25 protein-coding genes are annotated in these 16408 nt (G+C 28.7%); 23 read left to right on the top strand and 2 right to left on the bottom strand.

Features of this window, described 5'->3' with window-relative positions; translation table 11 throughout:
- Window positions 1-409: 409 nt before the first annotated feature.
- On the top strand, window positions 410-1570 hold the full coding sequence (locus tag T523_RS05880; RefSeq protein WP_042707997.1) for a TIGR03576 family pyridoxal phosphate-dependent enzyme: 1161 nt from the start codon (window positions 410-412) through the stop codon (window positions 1568-1570).
- Window positions 1571-1813: 243 nt separating this feature from the next.
- Here the strand turns inward: T523_RS05880 and T523_RS05875 are convergent, their stop codons facing one another.
- Together T523_RS05875 and T523_RS05870 are read right to left on the bottom strand one after the other, a co-directional pair.
- On the bottom strand, window positions 1814-2722 hold the full coding sequence (locus T523_RS05875) for a biotin--[acetyl-CoA-carboxylase] ligase (RefSeq protein WP_042707996.1): 909 nt from the start codon (window positions 2720-2722) through the stop codon (window positions 1814-1816).
- Between the two features lie 20 nt (window positions 2723-2742).
- Window positions 2743-4236: an acetyl-CoA carboxylase biotin carboxylase subunit gene (locus T523_RS05870; protein ID WP_042707995.1), complete on the bottom strand. Its 1494-nt coding sequence runs from the start codon at window positions 4234-4236 to the stop codon at window positions 2743-2745.
- A 318-nt stretch (window positions 4237-4554) separates the two neighbouring features.
- On the opposite strand from T523_RS05870, the gene T523_RS05865 reads away from it, so the two are divergent.
- The 22 genes from T523_RS05865 (at window position 4555) to T523_RS05760 (ending at window position 16407) form a co-directional block, all read left to right on the top strand.
- Window positions 4555-5229, top strand: coding sequence for an METTL5 family protein (locus T523_RS05865; protein WP_042707994.1), 675 nt, complete (start codon window positions 4555-4557; stop codon window positions 5227-5229).
- 321 nt (window positions 5230-5550) lie between these two features.
- Window positions 5551-6378 (top strand): putative RNA uridine N3 methyltransferase, encoded by an 828-nt coding sequence (locus tag T523_RS05860; RefSeq protein ID WP_042707993.1) that lies wholly within the window; start codon window positions 5551-5553, stop codon window positions 6376-6378.
- A gap of 327 nt (window positions 6379-6705) precedes the next feature.
- Window positions 6706-7716: a 50S ribosomal protein L3 gene (gene rpl3p / locus T523_RS05855; protein WP_042707992.1), complete on the top strand. Its 1011-nt coding sequence runs from the start codon at window positions 6706-6708 to the stop codon at window positions 7714-7716.
- Window positions 7717-7718: 2 nt separating this feature from the next.
- Entirely contained in the window at window positions 7719-8483 is a 765-nt protein-coding gene (gene rpl4p, locus T523_RS05850; RefSeq protein ID WP_042707991.1) for a 50S ribosomal protein L4, read from the top strand.
- 37 nt (window positions 8484-8520) lie between these two features.
- Complete coding sequence (locus tag T523_RS05845) at window positions 8521-8781, top strand: 50S ribosomal protein L23 (RefSeq protein ID WP_042707990.1); 261 nt, start codon at window positions 8521-8523, stop codon at window positions 8779-8781.
- 12 nt (window positions 8782-8793) lie between these two features.
- A complete protein-coding gene (locus tag T523_RS05840; RefSeq protein ID WP_042707989.1) occupies window positions 8794-9519 on the top strand; it encodes a 50S ribosomal protein L2 in 726 nt (241 codons plus the stop codon).
- Between the two features lie 16 nt (window positions 9520-9535).
- Window positions 9536-9946 (top strand): 30S ribosomal protein S19, encoded by a 411-nt coding sequence (rpsS, locus tag T523_RS05835; RefSeq protein WP_042707988.1) that lies wholly within the window; start codon window positions 9536-9538, stop codon window positions 9944-9946.
- A gap of 13 nt (window positions 9947-9959) precedes the next feature.
- A complete protein-coding gene (locus tag T523_RS05830; protein WP_042707987.1) occupies window positions 9960-10424 on the top strand; it encodes a 50S ribosomal protein L22 in 465 nt (154 codons plus the stop codon).
- Between the two features lie 4 nt (window positions 10425-10428).
- Window positions 10429-11202, top strand: a complete 774-nt coding sequence (locus T523_RS05825; protein WP_042707986.1) for a 30S ribosomal protein S3 — start codon at window positions 10429-10431, stop codon at window positions 11200-11202.
- 14 nt (window positions 11203-11216) lie between these two features.
- Window positions 11217-11423 carry a 50S ribosomal protein L29 gene (gene rpmC, locus T523_RS05820; protein ID WP_042707985.1) on the top strand — a complete coding sequence of 69 codons (207 nt, stop codon included), beginning with the start codon at window positions 11217-11219 and terminating at the stop codon, window positions 11421-11423.
- A complete protein-coding gene (gene yciH, locus T523_RS05815) occupies window positions 11424-11771 on the top strand; it encodes a stress response translation initiation inhibitor YciH (protein WP_042707984.1) in 348 nt (115 codons plus the stop codon). It abuts the gene before it with no gap.
- A gap of 23 nt (window positions 11772-11794) precedes the next feature.
- Window positions 11795-12082: a ribonuclease P protein component 1 gene (gene rnp1 / locus T523_RS05810; RefSeq protein WP_042707983.1), complete on the top strand. Its 288-nt coding sequence runs from the start codon at window positions 11795-11797 to the stop codon at window positions 12080-12082.
- A 4-nt stretch (window positions 12083-12086) separates the two neighbouring features.
- Complete coding sequence (locus tag T523_RS05805) at window positions 12087-12404, top strand: 30S ribosomal protein S17 (RefSeq protein WP_042707982.1); 318 nt, start codon at window positions 12087-12089, stop codon at window positions 12402-12404.
- A gap of 4 nt (window positions 12405-12408) precedes the next feature.
- Entirely contained in the window at window positions 12409-12807 is a 399-nt protein-coding gene (locus T523_RS05800) for a 50S ribosomal protein L14 (protein WP_042707981.1), read from the top strand.
- Between the two features lie 8 nt (window positions 12808-12815).
- Window positions 12816-13166: a 50S ribosomal protein L24 gene (rplX, locus tag T523_RS05795; RefSeq protein WP_042707980.1), complete on the top strand. Its 351-nt coding sequence runs from the start codon at window positions 12816-12818 to the stop codon at window positions 13164-13166.
- Window position 13167: 1 nt separating this feature from the next.
- A complete protein-coding gene (locus T523_RS05790; RefSeq protein ID WP_042707979.1) occupies window positions 13168-13896 on the top strand; it encodes a 30S ribosomal protein S4e in 729 nt (242 codons plus the stop codon).
- A complete protein-coding gene (locus tag T523_RS05785) occupies window positions 13893-14408 on the top strand; it encodes a 50S ribosomal protein L5 (RefSeq protein ID WP_042707978.1) in 516 nt (171 codons plus the stop codon). The genes T523_RS05790 and T523_RS05785 overlap by 4 nt, the downstream gene beginning before the upstream one ends.
- Window positions 14409-14421: 13 nt before the next feature.
- Window positions 14422-14565, top strand: a complete 144-nt coding sequence (locus T523_RS05780; protein WP_042707977.1) for a 30S ribosomal protein S14 — start codon at window positions 14422-14424, stop codon at window positions 14563-14565.
- 12 nt (window positions 14566-14577) lie between these two features.
- On the top strand, window positions 14578-14970 hold the full coding sequence (locus T523_RS05775) for a 30S ribosomal protein S8 (protein WP_042707976.1): 393 nt from the start codon (window positions 14578-14580) through the stop codon (window positions 14968-14970).
- A 10-nt stretch (window positions 14971-14980) separates the two neighbouring features.
- Window positions 14981-15517: a 50S ribosomal protein L6 gene (locus T523_RS05770; protein WP_042707975.1), complete on the top strand. Its 537-nt coding sequence runs from the start codon at window positions 14981-14983 to the stop codon at window positions 15515-15517.
- A gap of 8 nt (window positions 15518-15525) precedes the next feature.
- Window positions 15526-15852, top strand: a complete 327-nt coding sequence (locus T523_RS05765) for a 50S ribosomal protein L32e (protein ID WP_042707974.1) — start codon at window positions 15526-15528, stop codon at window positions 15850-15852.
- 102 nt (window positions 15853-15954) lie between these two features.
- Window positions 15955-16407, top strand: coding sequence for a 50S ribosomal protein L19e (locus T523_RS05760; protein ID WP_042707973.1), 453 nt, complete (start codon window positions 15955-15957; stop codon window positions 16405-16407).
- Window position 16408 lies beyond the last annotated feature (1 nt).

The following is a 16408-nucleotide window of genomic DNA, read 5'->3' as shown; positions in this document are numbered from 1 at the left end:
TTTTTTAATTTACTTGTTTTTTTGTTAGTTTGTTTTTGTTTTTTTTATTGTGGTTTTATATTTTTTTAATTTAGTTGTTTTTTGTTTTTGTTTTTATTGTGGTCTTATATTTTTTTAATTTAAAATTAAGGTTTTAAATAAATATCTTTTTAATAGAATTTAGAATATATTAAATTATTAACATTTAATTATTTTTTGAAATCTAAAAATATTACTATAATGTTTTATAAATTATAAATATAAGATATTATTTTAATTAATATAATTTTTTTTAAATATTTAAAAGCCTCATTAAAAAAATAATCTATAATTAAAATAATTAAGTAAAAACTAAGATATTTATAATTTATTGAAATTTAATTTATATTTTAGAAGGGGCCTTTTTTAGTAAACTATATTATGTGATATTATGATTGTAGAAAATTCATTAGATGAACTTAAAAAAAGAGAAGCAGCTTATAAAATTATTAAAGATATTATTGAATCAAAAGAAGATATTCCATTATATGATTTAACTGGGCTTTCTGGAGGTTTTTTAGCTTCAGAAGATGAATTATCTCTTCTTCAAACTTATATTGGTCCAGCTATTTTTGAAGATAAAATTCAAGAAATTGGTAAAAAACATATGGGTGGAGAAAAACTTGTACCATTAAATAGGACTAGTTCTGGAATTCTTGCTACAATTTTATCACTTGTTAAAAAAGGAGATAATGTAGTACACTTTTTAAAAGCTCATCCTGCACATCCTTCTATTACAAGAGCATGTGATTTAGTAGGTGCTAATTATGAAGAATTCATTGATATTAATAAATTCAATATTCCTGAAAATACTTCTCTTGTAATTATTACTGGTTCAACTATGGATCATCAGGTTCTAGATGAAGAAACATTTAAAAAAGTTATAAAAATGGCTCATGAGAAAAATATTCCTGTATTTGTTGATGATGCTAGTGGTGCAAGACTTCGTACAGCTATTTTTAATCAAAAACCTGCATGTGAATTAGGTGCTGATCTTGCAATTACTAGTACTGATAAATTAATGAAAGGACCTCGTGGGGGATTACTTGCTGGTCGTGAAGATCTTGTAAATATGGTTAAAACTAAATCTAATGAATTTGGTCTTGAAGCTCAAGCACCAATAATACTTGCTATGATTAATGCACTTAAAGATTATAATCCTGAAAATCTTAGAGCAGCTATTTCAAAAAAAGATGAGTTATTTAATTTATTAAATGATTCTTTTGATATGTTTGAAACTACTCCAACGGGTGTTAGAGTATCTAAAGAATCTCTTTATAATGCAGTTAAATCTAAAGTTGATACTAAATTATCTAATACTGATTTATGTTTCTTATGGAGTATGATTTTACTTAAAAATGAGAAAATTATTACTATTCCTGCAGTATCAATGCCAGGTGCATCTACAACAATTCGTTTTGATTTATCTGCAAATGATGCAAATAAACTCGAAATTAAAGATATTTTTAATAAAATTAGTAATTCCTTTGATTTATTAATTAAAGTTTGTGTTGATGTTGATAAAAGTAGAAAAATTATTTATAATGAATAATTTAATGTCTTAAAACTTTAATTTAAAATTTTTTTTATATTTTTTAATATAATCTTTTTTGTTGAAAACTATTTTTTATAAAAATTTAAAATTAGTTAATACTTGTAAATTAATGTTAAGAAAGTTTATTTACAAAAATTTGAGGATTTCAACAAAGTTATCTTTTTTTATAATTTTACTTGAATTTAAATACGTATGAAGTAATTGTTATTTTTTTATTTAAAAAAAGAATGTGAGTTTAATTTATTTTAAAACTCTACATTCTCCAGAATAAATTTTGACTAATTTTCCATTATTTTTTTCAATAATTAATGCACCTTCTTGGTCAATTCCTACTGCATATCCAGTAATTACTTTTCCATAAGGTTGTTTAATTTCTACATTTTTACCTATTGTGTGGTTATATCTTCTCCATTCATCAAAGATAAATTCAAAGTCTTCTTCTAAAAATTTATTATAACAATATTCAAATTCTTTTAAGAAGCATACAAGACCTTTAGTATTATTTACATGGTCAACTACATCATTAAGGGATATTGAAGTTTTTCTAATTTCTTTAGGTAATTCATCAATATTTACTTCTGAATTAATACCTACACCAACAATAATACTTTGTAAATCATTGAATTTAGCAATAGATTCTGTTAAAATTCCACATACTTTTTTATCATTAATTAATACATCATTTGGCCATTTAATTTTTGAATCAATGTTAAATGATTTTAATGTACGTGTTACTGCAACTGCAGTAGTAAGTGTTAATAAAGGTGCTTTTGCAGGGGATATATCTGGTTTTAATATAATGGATAACCATATCCCTCCTTCAGGAGATTCATATTTTTTTCCAGATCTTCCTTTACCCATAGTTTGTGTTTCTGAAAGAATTATAGTACCACTTGAAACATGGTCTGATAGGAATTTAGCAACTATATTTGTAGATTTTACAGATTTAAAACAATATATTTCTCTTCCTATCTCTTTAGTTTCAAGTAAACCTCTAATTTTCTCTCTAGGTATTGAATCTATAGGTTCTGTACCTAATTCTTTAACACTTTTTGTTAAATCATCAATACCTATTTGTAATATTTCTTCTGCACTTTTATCTTTTAAATTCAATTTATTTGATAAAAGATTTAAAATATCCTTATTCATTTTATCACAGGGTTATTTTTTTATTTTCTATTAATTTCCTTAATTTTAGTTTCATTTAAATATGATCCAACTGCTGCAGAGATTGCTGCAATTTTTTTAGCTGGCATGAAAGTGGATTTTAAACGATTTACACGTTCAATATCTTCAGCAACTACTTTTTCCATTTCTTCATAAATTCCTTTTTTATTTTCATCAATGAAGTGTGTATTTAAATCTCCAGATAAAAAGTTTGGATTTCTAATAATTGCTTTATGGAAAGGAATTGTTGTTTTTACTCCAAGAATAATATATTCACTTAATGCTCTTTTCATTCTACTAATAGCATCATTTCTTGTTCCACCCCATGTAATTAATTTAGAAATCATTGAGTCGTAAAATGGAGGTATTGTATAATTCATATATACACCACTATCTAAACGTACTCCTGGTCCACCTGGTGATCTGTATCCTGTAATTTTACCTGGGTTTGGAGCAAATCCATTAAATGGATCTTCTGCATTTATACGACATTCAATAGCATGTCCATGTGGTTGAATATCTTCTTGTGATAATTTTAATCCTTCACCAGATGCAATTTTTAATTGTTCTTTTACAATATCAACATTAGTTATGATTTCAGTAATTGGATGTTCTACTTGAATACGAGTATTCATTTCAAGGAAATAATATTTTCCATTATCGTATAAATATTCAATTGTACCTGCACTACTGTAACCAACACATTCCGCTGCTTTTACAGTACTTTCTCCCATTTGTTCTCTAAGTTCTTTAGTCATAATTGGAGATGGTGCTTCTTCAAGTAATTTTTGATTTCTTCTTTGTATAGAACATTCACGATCACAAAGATGTATTGCATTTCCATCTTCATCTGCTAAGATTTGGAATTCAATGTGTCTTGGTTTTTCAAGGTATTTTTCAATAAAAACAGTTGAATCTCCAAAATTAGTTTTAGCAACTGATTGTGTTGATTCAATAGCACGTACTAATTCATCTTCTTCATAAACAGCACGCATACCAATACCTCCACCACCAGCGGAAGCTTTGATAATAACAGGATAACCAATATCTGCTGCAATTTTTTTAGCTTTATCAATATCAGTTACACCTTTATCTGTACCTTCAATAACAGGGACTCCTGCTTTTTTCATCATTTGTTTTGCTGTTATTTTATCTCCCATTTTTTCAATAACATCACCTTTAGGTCCAATGAGTTTTATTCCATTTTTTTCACATTTTTTCCCAAATTCTGAATTTTCTGCTAAAAATCCATATCCTGGATGTATTGCATCTGCTCCAGAATCAATAGCAATGTCAATGATTTTATCAATATTTAAGTAAGATTTTTGAGGACTTGGATTTCCTAATGGATATTTTTCATCTGCATAATTAGTGTAAAGAGAAGTTTTATCTGCATCAGAATATATAGCAACACTTTTAACATCAAGTTCACGGCATGCTCTCATAATTCTAATTGCAATTTCTCCTCTATTTGCAATTAATACTTTATCAAACATTTGAAACCTCTTTTCTTTTTTTAACCTATTTAATACTACTTCTAATTCATATATTATATTTAAGTTAAATTAAGTGGAATATTAAATATTGTTTTTTAAGTACTAATAATATATAATATATTATATATTTTAATCTGTTTTTTAAAGTATTAACTTTTTTTTATTATTATTTTATTTTTTTCTTTAGGATATTTTTTAATATATATAATTTTATATTCTTTTTTCAAGGTTTAATTAGAATTTTAATATAAAGTTTAGGAAATTTAATATAATATTTTATTAAAATATTATAGTAATTTATTTTCTTGTGTTGATACTATGAGAAAAATTAGAAAAAAGAAACATTTAGAAATGATTATACAGAATATTCCATCACATCCAAATCCTAAGGTTGAACTTGAACAATATTCTACTCCTGCAAATATTGCTTCTGATATTATGTGGAATGCATATTCTTTAGGTGATATTAAAGATTTATCTGTTGTAGATTTAGGTTGTGGTACTGGGATTTTTGCTATATCTTCATTACTTCTTGGTGCAAAAAATGTTCTTGGTATTGATATAGATAGTGAATCATTAAAACTTGCAGAAAAAACAGTAGTTGATATAGGTGTAGATGCACAAAAATTAAATAGTTTACATTTTTTTCAAAGTGATATAAATTCTCTTAAAAAAATTAATGATTTGAATATTTCTGGATTTTTAGAAGAGAAAGTAGATACAATCATTCAGAATCCACCTTTTGGATCTCAGGAAAGAGCAAAAAAAGGTGCTGATAGAAAATTTATTGATTTTTCTGTTGAAAATAGTTCTGTTGTTTATTCATTTCATATGGCAAGTACTAAAGATTTTGTTGAAAATTATTTCAAAGATTTAGGTGCTAGGATTACTCATGAATTTTTTTATAATTTTTCATTGAAAAATATTTATAAATTTCATACTCATGAATTAAAAAATGTAGAAGTTATTGTTTTTCGTGTTGAAACTTTTTAATTTTTGTTTTTTTATATTGTCTTTATTTTTTTATTTTTAGTAATTTTTATTCCATATATTTTTGTTTTATTTTATTTTACTAAGACTTATTTTTTCTTTTTTTCATAACTTCTTTTAAATCTTAAATTTATCATTAAAAAACAATACTTTTATATACTATTATAATCAAAGTAATATTATTATATTCATGAGAATATAATATTTTTTTTGTAGCTGAGCTACTGGTATTATAGTTGATATAATACTGTTGATAAGTTTATTTAGTGATAGCTATCAAAAATTTGCATACATTTATATAGTATTTTTAACAAATCTTTATAAATGCAAAATATTAATTTATCTTTATTTATACCTAATTCATATCTCGCAGAAACTAATGACTTGAAGTTAAAAACCTATAAAATAGGTATTATCGGTAGAGCATTAGCTGTTTTTCGTTTGAATAAGGTAATTATCTATAATGATAGTTCCTTTAATGATCAAAAAGGCCGAAAAGATGCTAAATTCATGTATGATGTTTTAAGCTATATGAATACTCCTCAATATTTGAGAAAAAGAGCATTTCCTATTCAAGCTGATTTAAAACATGTTGGAATTTTACCACCTTTAAGGACTCCGCATCATCCTACTAATGATAATCCTAAAAAAGGAGATTATAGGCAAGGATTTACGGTTAAAAGAAATAAAAAAGGAACCTTTGTAGATATAGGTATGGATAAATTAGCTTTTTGTAAAGAGCAATTATCTGTTAATAAAATTTTTAGCTTTAAAATCACTAAAATTGCAAAAGAAGTAATAGTCACACCTGAGAAACCAGATGACATTTACTGGGGATATGAGACTATTTATAATAATGAAAGTCTTAATAAAAGTTTAAATAAACTTAATCCTGATTTTGTTGTTATTACAACAAGATATGCAGATACAATAAATTCTATTTTTGATGAATTAAGGTATAAAGTAAATAAATCTAATAATATTGCAATAGTCTTTGGTGGTCCTTACTCTTCTGTAGAAGGTAATCTTAATAATCCTAATTGGGAGACTATTAAATTAAATACTATTCCTAATCAAGGAACTAAGACAGTTAGGACTGAAGAAGCAGTTGTTTCTACATTATCTTTGTTTAATATGCTTTTAGCTGATTAATTACTTTTTAAAATTTTTTTATTGATAGTTAGCTTATTATAAAAGTTTATAATTGATGGTTATTCTTTATTTTATATTGTAAACTTTTTATTTTGAATTTAATTCTGTTTAAATTCAATGTATTTAATAATATTTATATAACTTAGTCTACATTATGTAAGATTTCGTTATTTATTCTTAGGATTGTTTAATAATCTTATTATTTTATAATTCTATTTCAAATGTAGTCAATTTAATTAAAAGATAATTATTGACTTTAAATGTGTCTGAAATTAATTAATACTAATTAATTTATGGAAAAAAATAATAAACCGGAGGTTAAATTAAATGGTTAGACATCATCAACCAAGAAAAGGTTCTGTAGCATTTAGTCCTAGAAAAAGAGTAGCTAAAGAAACTCCTAGAATTAAATCATGGCCTGAATGTGATGAATCCAAATTACTAGCAATTGCTGGTTATAAAGTTGGTATGACTCATGCTACTGTAGTAGATAATAATAAAAATTCACCTACTTTTGGTATGGAAGTCTCAACTCCAGTCACTGTATTGGAAGTACCACCTGTTGTAGTAATGGGTATTAGATCATATGAAAAAACAAATCGTGGATACAAAGTAATTACCGAGGTTCTTGCAGATAATTTAGATAAAGAACTCTCTAGGAAAATTTCACTTCCTAAAGATTATAATAAATCAGATGCTATTGCAAAAATCCAAGATAATTTAGATCGCACTGCTGAAATTAAAGTATTAATACATACTAATCCTAAATTAGCTAGTGTACCTAAGAAAAAACCTGAAATATTCGAATGTGCTATTGGAGGAACTTCTGTTGAAGAAAAACTCAATGCTGCAATTGAATTATTAGGTAATGAAGTTAAAGCTAGTGATGTATTCAACGAAGGTCAATTTGTAGATGCTATTGCAACCACTAAAGGAAAAGGATTCCAAGGTGTAATTAAAAGATGGAATATCAGAATCCAATATGGTAAAGCTGCACGTAGTAGTAAAGAAAGACATGTTGGTTCTATTGGTCCATGGACTCCTAATAGGACTATGTGGACTGTTGCACAAGCAGGTCAAATGGGTTATCATAAAAGAACTGAATTTAACAAAAAAATTTTAAAAATTGGTGAAAACACTACTGTTAGTGAAGTAAATCCAGATGGTGGATTCATTAATTATGGATTAGTTAAAAATGATTATGTTTTAGTAAAAGGTTCTTTACCAGGTCCTAGTAAAAGGTTAGTTATTTTAAGGAAAGCAATCAGACCTAAATCAACTGATGAATCAGCTCCACAAATTAACTTTATTAGTACTGAATCTAAACAAGGGGTCTAAATATGAAAGTAAATGTTTATTCTATTGAAGGAGAAGTTTCTGGTGATGTAGAACTTCCAGCTATTTTTAATGAAGTATATAGACCAGATCTTATTAAAAGAGCAGTTATATCATCACAAACTGCTAGAATTCAACCTATGGGTAATGATCCTATGGCTGGTAAAAGAACTTCTGCTGAATCTTGGGGTTCAGGTAGAGGTGCAGCTATGGTACCAAGGATTAAAAATGGTGCAAGGACCGCTTTCGTTCCACAAGCTATTGGTGGAAGAAAAGCTCACCCAATAAGGGTTGACAAAAATCATCATGAAAAAATAAACAATAAAGAAAGAAGATTAGCTATTAGATCAGCTGTAGCTGCTACTGCTAATAAAGAATTAGTAGAAAAAAGAGGACATAAAGTTGAAAATGTTCCAGCATTTCCTTTAGTTGTTGAAGATGATCTTGAATCAGTTAAACAAACTAAAGAAACTCGTGAAATCTTCAAAAACTTAGGTGTTTATGATGATATTGTCCGTGCTAAAAACGGTAGAAAAATAAGAGCAGGTAGGGGAAAAACTAGAGGTCGTAAATATAAGAAAGCTAAAGGACCTTTAGTAGTTGTTGGTGATGATAAAGGTATCAAATTAGGTGCTAGAAATCACGCTGGTGTAGATGTTGTATCTGTAGAAAATTTAAATGCTGAATTATTAGCTCCAGGTACTCACCCAGGAAGATTAACTATTTTTACAAAATCTGCTGTTGAAAAATTAGGAGGATTATTCCAATAAATTCTTCTAGGATTTATTGTAAAAGAAGGTAGATAAAATGGATCCATACGCAGTTATTGTTAAACCTCATGTTACTGAGAAAACTATGAATGCAATTGATTTTAATAACGAACTTACTTTCGTTGTTGCTAGAGAATCTACAAAAGCAGATATCAAAAGAGCTTTCGAAACTTTATATGATGAAAAAGTTAAAAAAGTTAACACTCATATAAGTCCAAAAGGTGTAAAATTAGCTTTCATTACCCTTGAAGAAGAAGAAAAAGCTGAAGATATTGCTGTTAAAATAGGAGTATTCTAAGGAGGAAGTTGAATGGGAAAACGATTAATACATCAAAGAAGAGGTAGAGGAAATCCACCTCATCGTGTAGCATCACACAGATTTAAAGATAAAATTCAATATAGAGTTTATGATGATATTGAAAAAGAAGGAAGTTTAAAAGGTATTGTTACTGATATCGTTCATGACCCTGCTAGAACTGCACCTATTGCTAAAGTTAAATTTGAAAACGGAGAACAAAAATTTATTTTAGCACCTGAAAGTATTCAAATTAATGATGAAATTGAATGCGGTATTTCTGCTCCTATCAGTTTTGGTAATACATTACCTCTTGCAGAAATCCCTGAAGGTACTCCAGTATATAATATTGAAAATAGACCTGGAGATGGTGGTCGTTTCGTAAGATCATCCGGTACTTATGCTTCTTTAATTACTCATGATGCAGATAAAGCAGTTATTGAATTACCATCTGGTGAACTTAAATCTTTCAATCCTAAATGTCGTGCAAGTATTGGTATAGTTGCTGGTGGAGGAAGAAAAGAAAAACCATATCTTAAAGCAGGTAATAAATGGTATGCAGCTAAAGCTAAAGGTAAAAAATCTATGACTGTTAGAGGAGTTGCAATGAACGCAGTAGATCACCCTCATGGTGGAGGTAATAGACAACACCCAGGACGTCCTACTACTATTTCAAGACATGCATCCCCTGGTAGAAAAGTTGGTTCAATTGCTGCTAAACGTACAGGTAGACGAAGATAATTAAGGAGGTGGCTTCTTGGCTAAAAAAATATATAAGTATCGTGGATATACTTTAGAAGAATTACAAGATATGTCTTTAGAAGATTTTATTAAATTATTACCAGCAAGACAAAGAAGATCTTTAAAAAGAGGATTTTTACCTAGACAACAAATTGTCTTAGATAAAATGAGAAAATTAAACAAAGAAGGAAGTAAAGATGGTAGACCTATAGTAATCAGAACTCATTGTAGAGATATGATTGTTCTTCCTGAAATGGTTGGAACTACATTTGGAATATATAATGGTCAAACCTTTGAAGAAGTAACTATTATGCCTGAAATGATTGGTTGTTACTTTGGTGAATTTGCACCAACTAGACAAAGAGTTCAACATGGTGACCCAGGTATGGGTGCTACAAGATCATCTATGTTTGTACCATTGAAATAAGGAGATTTTTAACATGGCTAAAAAATATGCTTATAATGAAAAAGAAAATGAAGAAAAACAAACAGCACGTGCTATGGCTAGATCTCTTAAAGTTTCCCCTAAACATTGTGTAGATATTTGTAATGCAATTAGAGGAATGGATGTACAAAAAGCTAAAGCTTATTTAAATGATGTTATTGCAGAAAAACAAGCTGTACCTTTCAAAAAACATAATAAAAAAGTTGGTCATAGAAAAGGTATGAAAGGATGGACTGCAGGAAGATACCCTGTTAAAGCTGCTAAACAAGTATTAAGAGTTTTAAAAAATGCTGAAGCAAATGCTGAATACAAAGGAATGGATACTGAAAACCTCAAAATTGAACATATTTCAAGTCACAGAGGAATGGTTATTAGAGGTGCAATTCCAAGAGCTTTTGGAAGAGTAACTCCATTTAATACACCAACTACTCATATCCAAATAGTTTTAATGGAGGCTTAAGTTTATGATAGAAAAAGATTTTGTTACTGAAGGTCTCAAAAGAACAAAAATTGATGAGTTCTTAGAATCTGAACTTGAAAGAGCAGGATACGGTGGAATGGATTTACATAATACACCTCTTGGAACTATGATTGTAGTTTATGCTGAAAGACCTGGTATGGTTATTGGTAGAGGTGGAAAAACCGTAAGAGCTATTACTCAAAATATTAAAGAAAAATTTGATCTTGATAATCCTCAAATTGAAGTTAAAGAAGTTGATGTTCCAGAATTAAATCCTAGAATCATGGCTGCTAAAATTGCAAACATGTTACAAAGGGGAATGCATTTCAGAAGAGTTGCTTATTCCAATATTCGTAGAATTATGGGAGCTGGAGCACAAGGTGTAGAAATTACAATTTCTGGAAAAATTAGAGGTTCCAGATCTGCAGTTGCTAAATTCGTAGAAGGATATATTAAAAAATGTGGTGAACCTTCAATTAAATATGTTCAAGAAGGATTTGCAAGTGCAAATTTAAAACCTGGTGTTTTAGGTATATATGTAAGAATTATGCCTCCTGAAGCAGTCTTACCTGATAAAGTTGAAATTATTGCTCCTAAAGTAGAAGATATTGTTGAAGAAGTTGAAGTTTCTGAAGAACCTGAAGAAGAAACTACTGAAGAAGTAGAATCTTTAGAAGAAACTGAAGAAATTGAAAACTTAGAAGAATTAGAAGAGATTTCTGAAGAAATTTCTGAAGAAGAAGTTTCAGAGGAAGTTGAAGATTCTGATGATGAATAGATGGGGTTGAAATAATGGCAATCTTAAGAAGCAGAGAAATTTGGGAAATGGAAAATGAAGAAATCCAAGAAAAATTACTTGAACTTAAAGCTGAATTAGCTAAAAATGTAGCTAAAAGTTCCGCTTCAGGTGTTATTGAAAACCCTGGTAAAATTAGAGAACTTAAAAGAACAATTGCTCGTGTTCTTACAATCATGAATGAAAAGGAGAAGGAGAATTAAATGTCTAAAATCTGTGAAGTATGTGGTCTTCCTGAGGAACTTTGTGTTTGTGAAGAAATTGCAAGAGAAGTTCAAACAGTTAAAGTTTATACAGTAAAACGTAGATTTGGTAAACTCATGACTATCATTGAAGGTATTGATGAACATGATATTGATATTAAAGAGCTTACTAAAACCTTAAAAGCAAAATGTGCTTGTGGAGGAACTGCTAAAAATGGTCAAATTGAACTTCAAGGTGACCATAAAGTTAAAGTTAAAGAAGTTTTATCTGATTTAGGATTTTCCTCAGACACTATTGAAATTAAAGATTCTAAAAGGAATAAAAAACGAAATCATCATAGACATTAAAAGTTTATTATTAAGGGATTAATATGATAACTTCAGAGAATATTATATTTCATGAATTAATAGGCTTAGAAGTTGAGGTTATTAATAGTTTTAATGAATCTTTAATTGGAATTAATGGAAAAGTGGTTGATGAAACAAAGAAAACTTTATTGATTGAAACTTGTAATGATTCTGAAAAGTTATTACCTAAAGATGTTTCAATCTTTAAATTTACTCTTCCTAATGGTTCACATGTTGAAGTTAATGGAAAAATTTTGTTGAATCGTCCTGAAGATCGTATTAAGAAAAGGCATAAAAAATTTAATTGGTGATAATATGGTTGGTCTTAATGTAAAAGAACCAGAAAGAGAATGTAATGATCCAAATTGTCCTTTCCATGGTGATTTACCTGTAAGAGGACAAGTTCTTGAAGGAACTGTTACTACTAATAAAGCTGAAAGAACAGTTACTGTAGAACGTAGTTATTATAAATTCATTCGTAAATATGAAAGATATGAAAAAAGAAAATCAAGAATCAATGTTCATAAACCTGATTGTATTGATGTAAATGTTGGAGACGAAGTTAAAATAGCAGAATGCAGACCTTTAAGTAAAACTAAACATTTTGTTATTGTTGAAGTAAAAGGAGAATAGAAGCATGAAAGCAATTACATCTAAAGTTTCAAAAGCATTACCTATTGGTGCAAGACTTAATTGTGTTGATAATACTGGTGCTCGTGAAATTGAAATTATTTCTGTTAAAGGTTTCAAAGGTGTCCGTAGAAGAATAGATACTGCTGGTGTTGGCGATTTAGTTATCTGTTCTGTTAAAAAAGGTACTGCTGATATGAGAAGAGAAATAGTTCAAGCTGTTGTTGTAAGACAGAAAAAAGAATTTAGACGTGTAGATGGTCTTCGTGTTAAATTTGAAGATAATGCTGCTGTAATTATTACTCCTGAAGGATTATTAAAAGGATCTGAAATTAGAGGACCAGTAGCAAAAGAAGCAGCTGATAGATGGCCTAGTGTAGGTAGTGCTGCTAGTATTTTAGTATAGGTGATTTGATGACTAAACAACCAAGAAAACAAAGAAGAAATATGTATAAAGCACCTAAACATCAACGTCATGCTCGTATGGCTGCTACTTTAAGTAAAGATTTAAAACAAGACTTAGGTAGAAGATCTTTACCTGTTAGAGTTGGAGACAAAGTTAAAGTACTTCGTGGTGACTTTAAAGATCAAGAAGGTAAAGTCGAAGCTGTTAACTATAAAAAATATACTGTCAGTGTTGAAGGTGTAACTTTAAATAAAGCTGATGGAACTACTATATATCTCCCAATTCACCCATCTAATTTGATGATTATTGATGTTGATTTAGACGATGAAAGAAGAATTAAAGTAAGTGAGGAAGAATAATATGGCAAAAATGGGATCTAGAAAACATTTAAAAACTTTTAAAGCACCTAAATCATGGCCTATTCATCCAAAAGAACATACCTGGACTGTAAAACCACAAGCTGGACCTCATGCTATTGAAGAATCTTTAACTTTAATGGTAGTTGTCAGGGATATTTTAGCTCTTGGTGATAATTCTAGAGAAGCTAAAAGAATTATTAATACAGGTAATGTTTTAATTGATGGAACTCCTAGAAAAGATTATAAATTCCCAGTAGGACTTATGGATATTATAACTATCCCTAAAACTGGTGAATCTTATAGAGTGCTTTTAGATAATAAAAATAGATTAACTTTAAACCCTATTGATGATAATAGTTTTAAATTATCTAAAATTGTTGGAAAAACCACTATTAAAGGTGGAAAAACTCAATTAAATCTCCACGATGGTAGAAATGTTATTGTTGATGAAGATGACTACAAAGTTGGAGATGTTATTAACTTAAAAATACCTGAACAAGAAATTGCTGAAGCTTATCCTTTAAAAGAAGGAGCTACTGTTCTTGTAACTGGTGGTAAACACACTGGTGAATTAGGTAATGTTAAAGAAATCATTGTTAATGATTCATCAAAACCAAATACTGTTATTATTGAAAACGGAAGTAAAGATAATTTCTTAACTTTAAAAGATTATGCTTTCGTTGTTGGAGAAGATAAACCAGTTATTTCTTTATTGGAGGTTAATCAATGAACCCAATGAATGAAGTTATTATATCAAAAGCTACTATTAACATAGGTGTTGGAGAAGCTGGTGAAAAATTATCTCGTGCTATTAATTTACTCGAAGATATGTTTGGTCAAAAACCAGTTAAAACTTTTTCAAAAGTTACCAACCCTGAATTTGGTATTCGTAAAAGACAACCTATTGCATGTAAAGTAACTTTACGTGGAGAAAAAGCAGTTTATGCTATTAAAACTGTTTTATCTGGAATTAATAATAATATTAAATCTACTCAATTTGATGATATAGGAAATCTTTCTTTTGGTATTGCTGAACATATTGATATTCCTGGAGTTAAATATGATCCTGAAGTTGGTATATTTGGTATGAATGTTTCTGTAACTTTTGAAAAACCAGGATACAGAATAAATAAAAGAAAAATCCAAAATAAAAGAATACCTAAAAGACATAGAATTTCTAAAGAAGAAACTATGAAATATATGGTAGATCATTTTAATGTTAACTATGTAGATTTAGAATAGATAGGTGTTATTTATGGCAAAAAAATATGGTAAAGGATCTAAAAAATGTTCTAGATGTGGAGATCATTCTGCTATGATTAGTAGATATGGTCTTAACCTTTGTAGACAATGTTTTAGAGAAGTTGCTCCTAAAATAGGATTTAAAAAATATAACTAGAGGTGTAATTATATGACTCTTATGGACCCTCTTTCAGATGCTTTAACTAATATCAGGAATAATGAGTTACAAGTAAATTCTTCTTGTACTATTTCTCCTGCTTCCAAATTAATTGGACATGTTTTAAGTGTTATGAAAAAAGAAAATTATATTAGTAATTTTGAATATGTAGATGATAATAAAGCAGGTAAATTTGAAGTTGAATTAGATGGAAACATTAATCAATGTGGTGTAATTAAACCTCGTCATGCTGTTAAAAAAGACGAATTTGAGAAATTTGAAAAAAGATATTTACCAGCAAAAAATTTCGGTATCCTTATTGTAACTACTCCTGAAGGTATTATGACTCACAGAGAAGCTATTGAAAAAGGTATCGGTGGAAGATTGTTGGCTTATATGTATTAGGTGATTTTAAATGGTATTAGCTGCAGCTATAAGGGAAGAAATTGATATCCCTGAAGGCGTCGAAGTTAAAATAGGTAAAGGGGTTACTGTTAAAGGACCTCAAGGTGAAATCAGTAGGGAATTTAATTATCCAAATATTTCTATTGATGAAGAAGATAATAAAGTTGTTTTAAATGTGGATTTCCCGAAAAGTAGAGATAAATCTATGATGGGAACTATCAAAGCACATATTTCTAATATGATAACTGGTGTAACTGACGGTTTCACATATCATATGAAAATCGTATTTGCACACTTTCCAATGACTGTAAAAGTTAAAGGAAATATTGTAACAATAGATAATTTCGTAGGTGAAAAACACCCAAGGACTTCCAAAATTGTTGGAGACGAAACTAAAGTTACAGTTAAAGGGGACCAAGTTACTATAACTGGTATTAATAAAGAACATGTTGGTCAAACTATGGCTAACTTAGAACAAGCAACTAAAATCAAAGGAAAAGATCCTAGAGTATTCCAAGATGGAATATATTTAGTAAGTAAAGAATAGGTGATAAGATGGCTAAAAGGTTTAAAAGGCAAGAATACGCTAGATATAAAAAACTTGGAGACAAATGGAGAAAACCTAGAGGAAGAACTAGTAAAATGAGAAGATATGAAGCAGGAAAACCTGATATGCCTGCTATTGGATATGGAACTCCTAAAGATACTAGATATTTACATCCTTCTGGTTATAAAGATGTTCTTGTTCGTAATTTAAAAGAATTAGAAAACTTAGATCCTGCTACTGAAGCTGCAAGATTAAGTTCTTCTATAGGTAAAAATAAAAAATCACAGATGTTAGAAAAAGCATCAGAACTTGGAATTAAAGTATTAAATAAATAAATTAATTCTAATTATTACTTTTATTTTAAATTTTATTTTATTATAAAGGGACTTAAATATATAAATATTTAAGTATTATTAAGCTAATGGAGGTTTATTAGAATGAATCTTACTACTCAAAAAAGATTAGCTGCAGATATACTTAAAGTAGGATTAAATCGTGTATGGATTGATCCTGAACAAATTGAAGAAGTATCAAGGGCTATTACAAGAGATGGAGTTAGGCAGTTAATCAATCAAGGAGCTATTAAAGCAAAACCTAAAAATGGTATTAGTAGCTACAGGTCTAAAAAAATTGCACAACAAAAGAAAAAAGGTAAACGTAAAGGTAAAGGTAGTGTTAAAGGAGCAAAATATGCAAGAACTCCTAAAAAACAAGCTTGGATGTCTACTATCAGAGCTTTAAGAACTGATTTAAAAGATATGCGTGCTGCTGGTGAAATTGATCCAACTACCTACAGAAAATTATACAAAATGGCAAAAGGTGGAGCATTTAAAAGTAAATCTTATATGAAAAACTATGCTCGTGACCATGACATGATTAGGAGTGAATAGA

The sequence above is a fragment of the Methanobrevibacter wolinii SH genome (assembly GCF_000621965.1).
Taxonomy (GTDB): Archaea; Methanobacteriota; Methanobacteria; order Methanobacteriales; family Methanobacteriaceae; genus Methanarmilla; species Methanarmilla wolinii.
The sequence above is the reverse complement of the archived record's forward strand: the minus strand, read 5'-3'. Positions and strand labels throughout refer to the sequence as shown.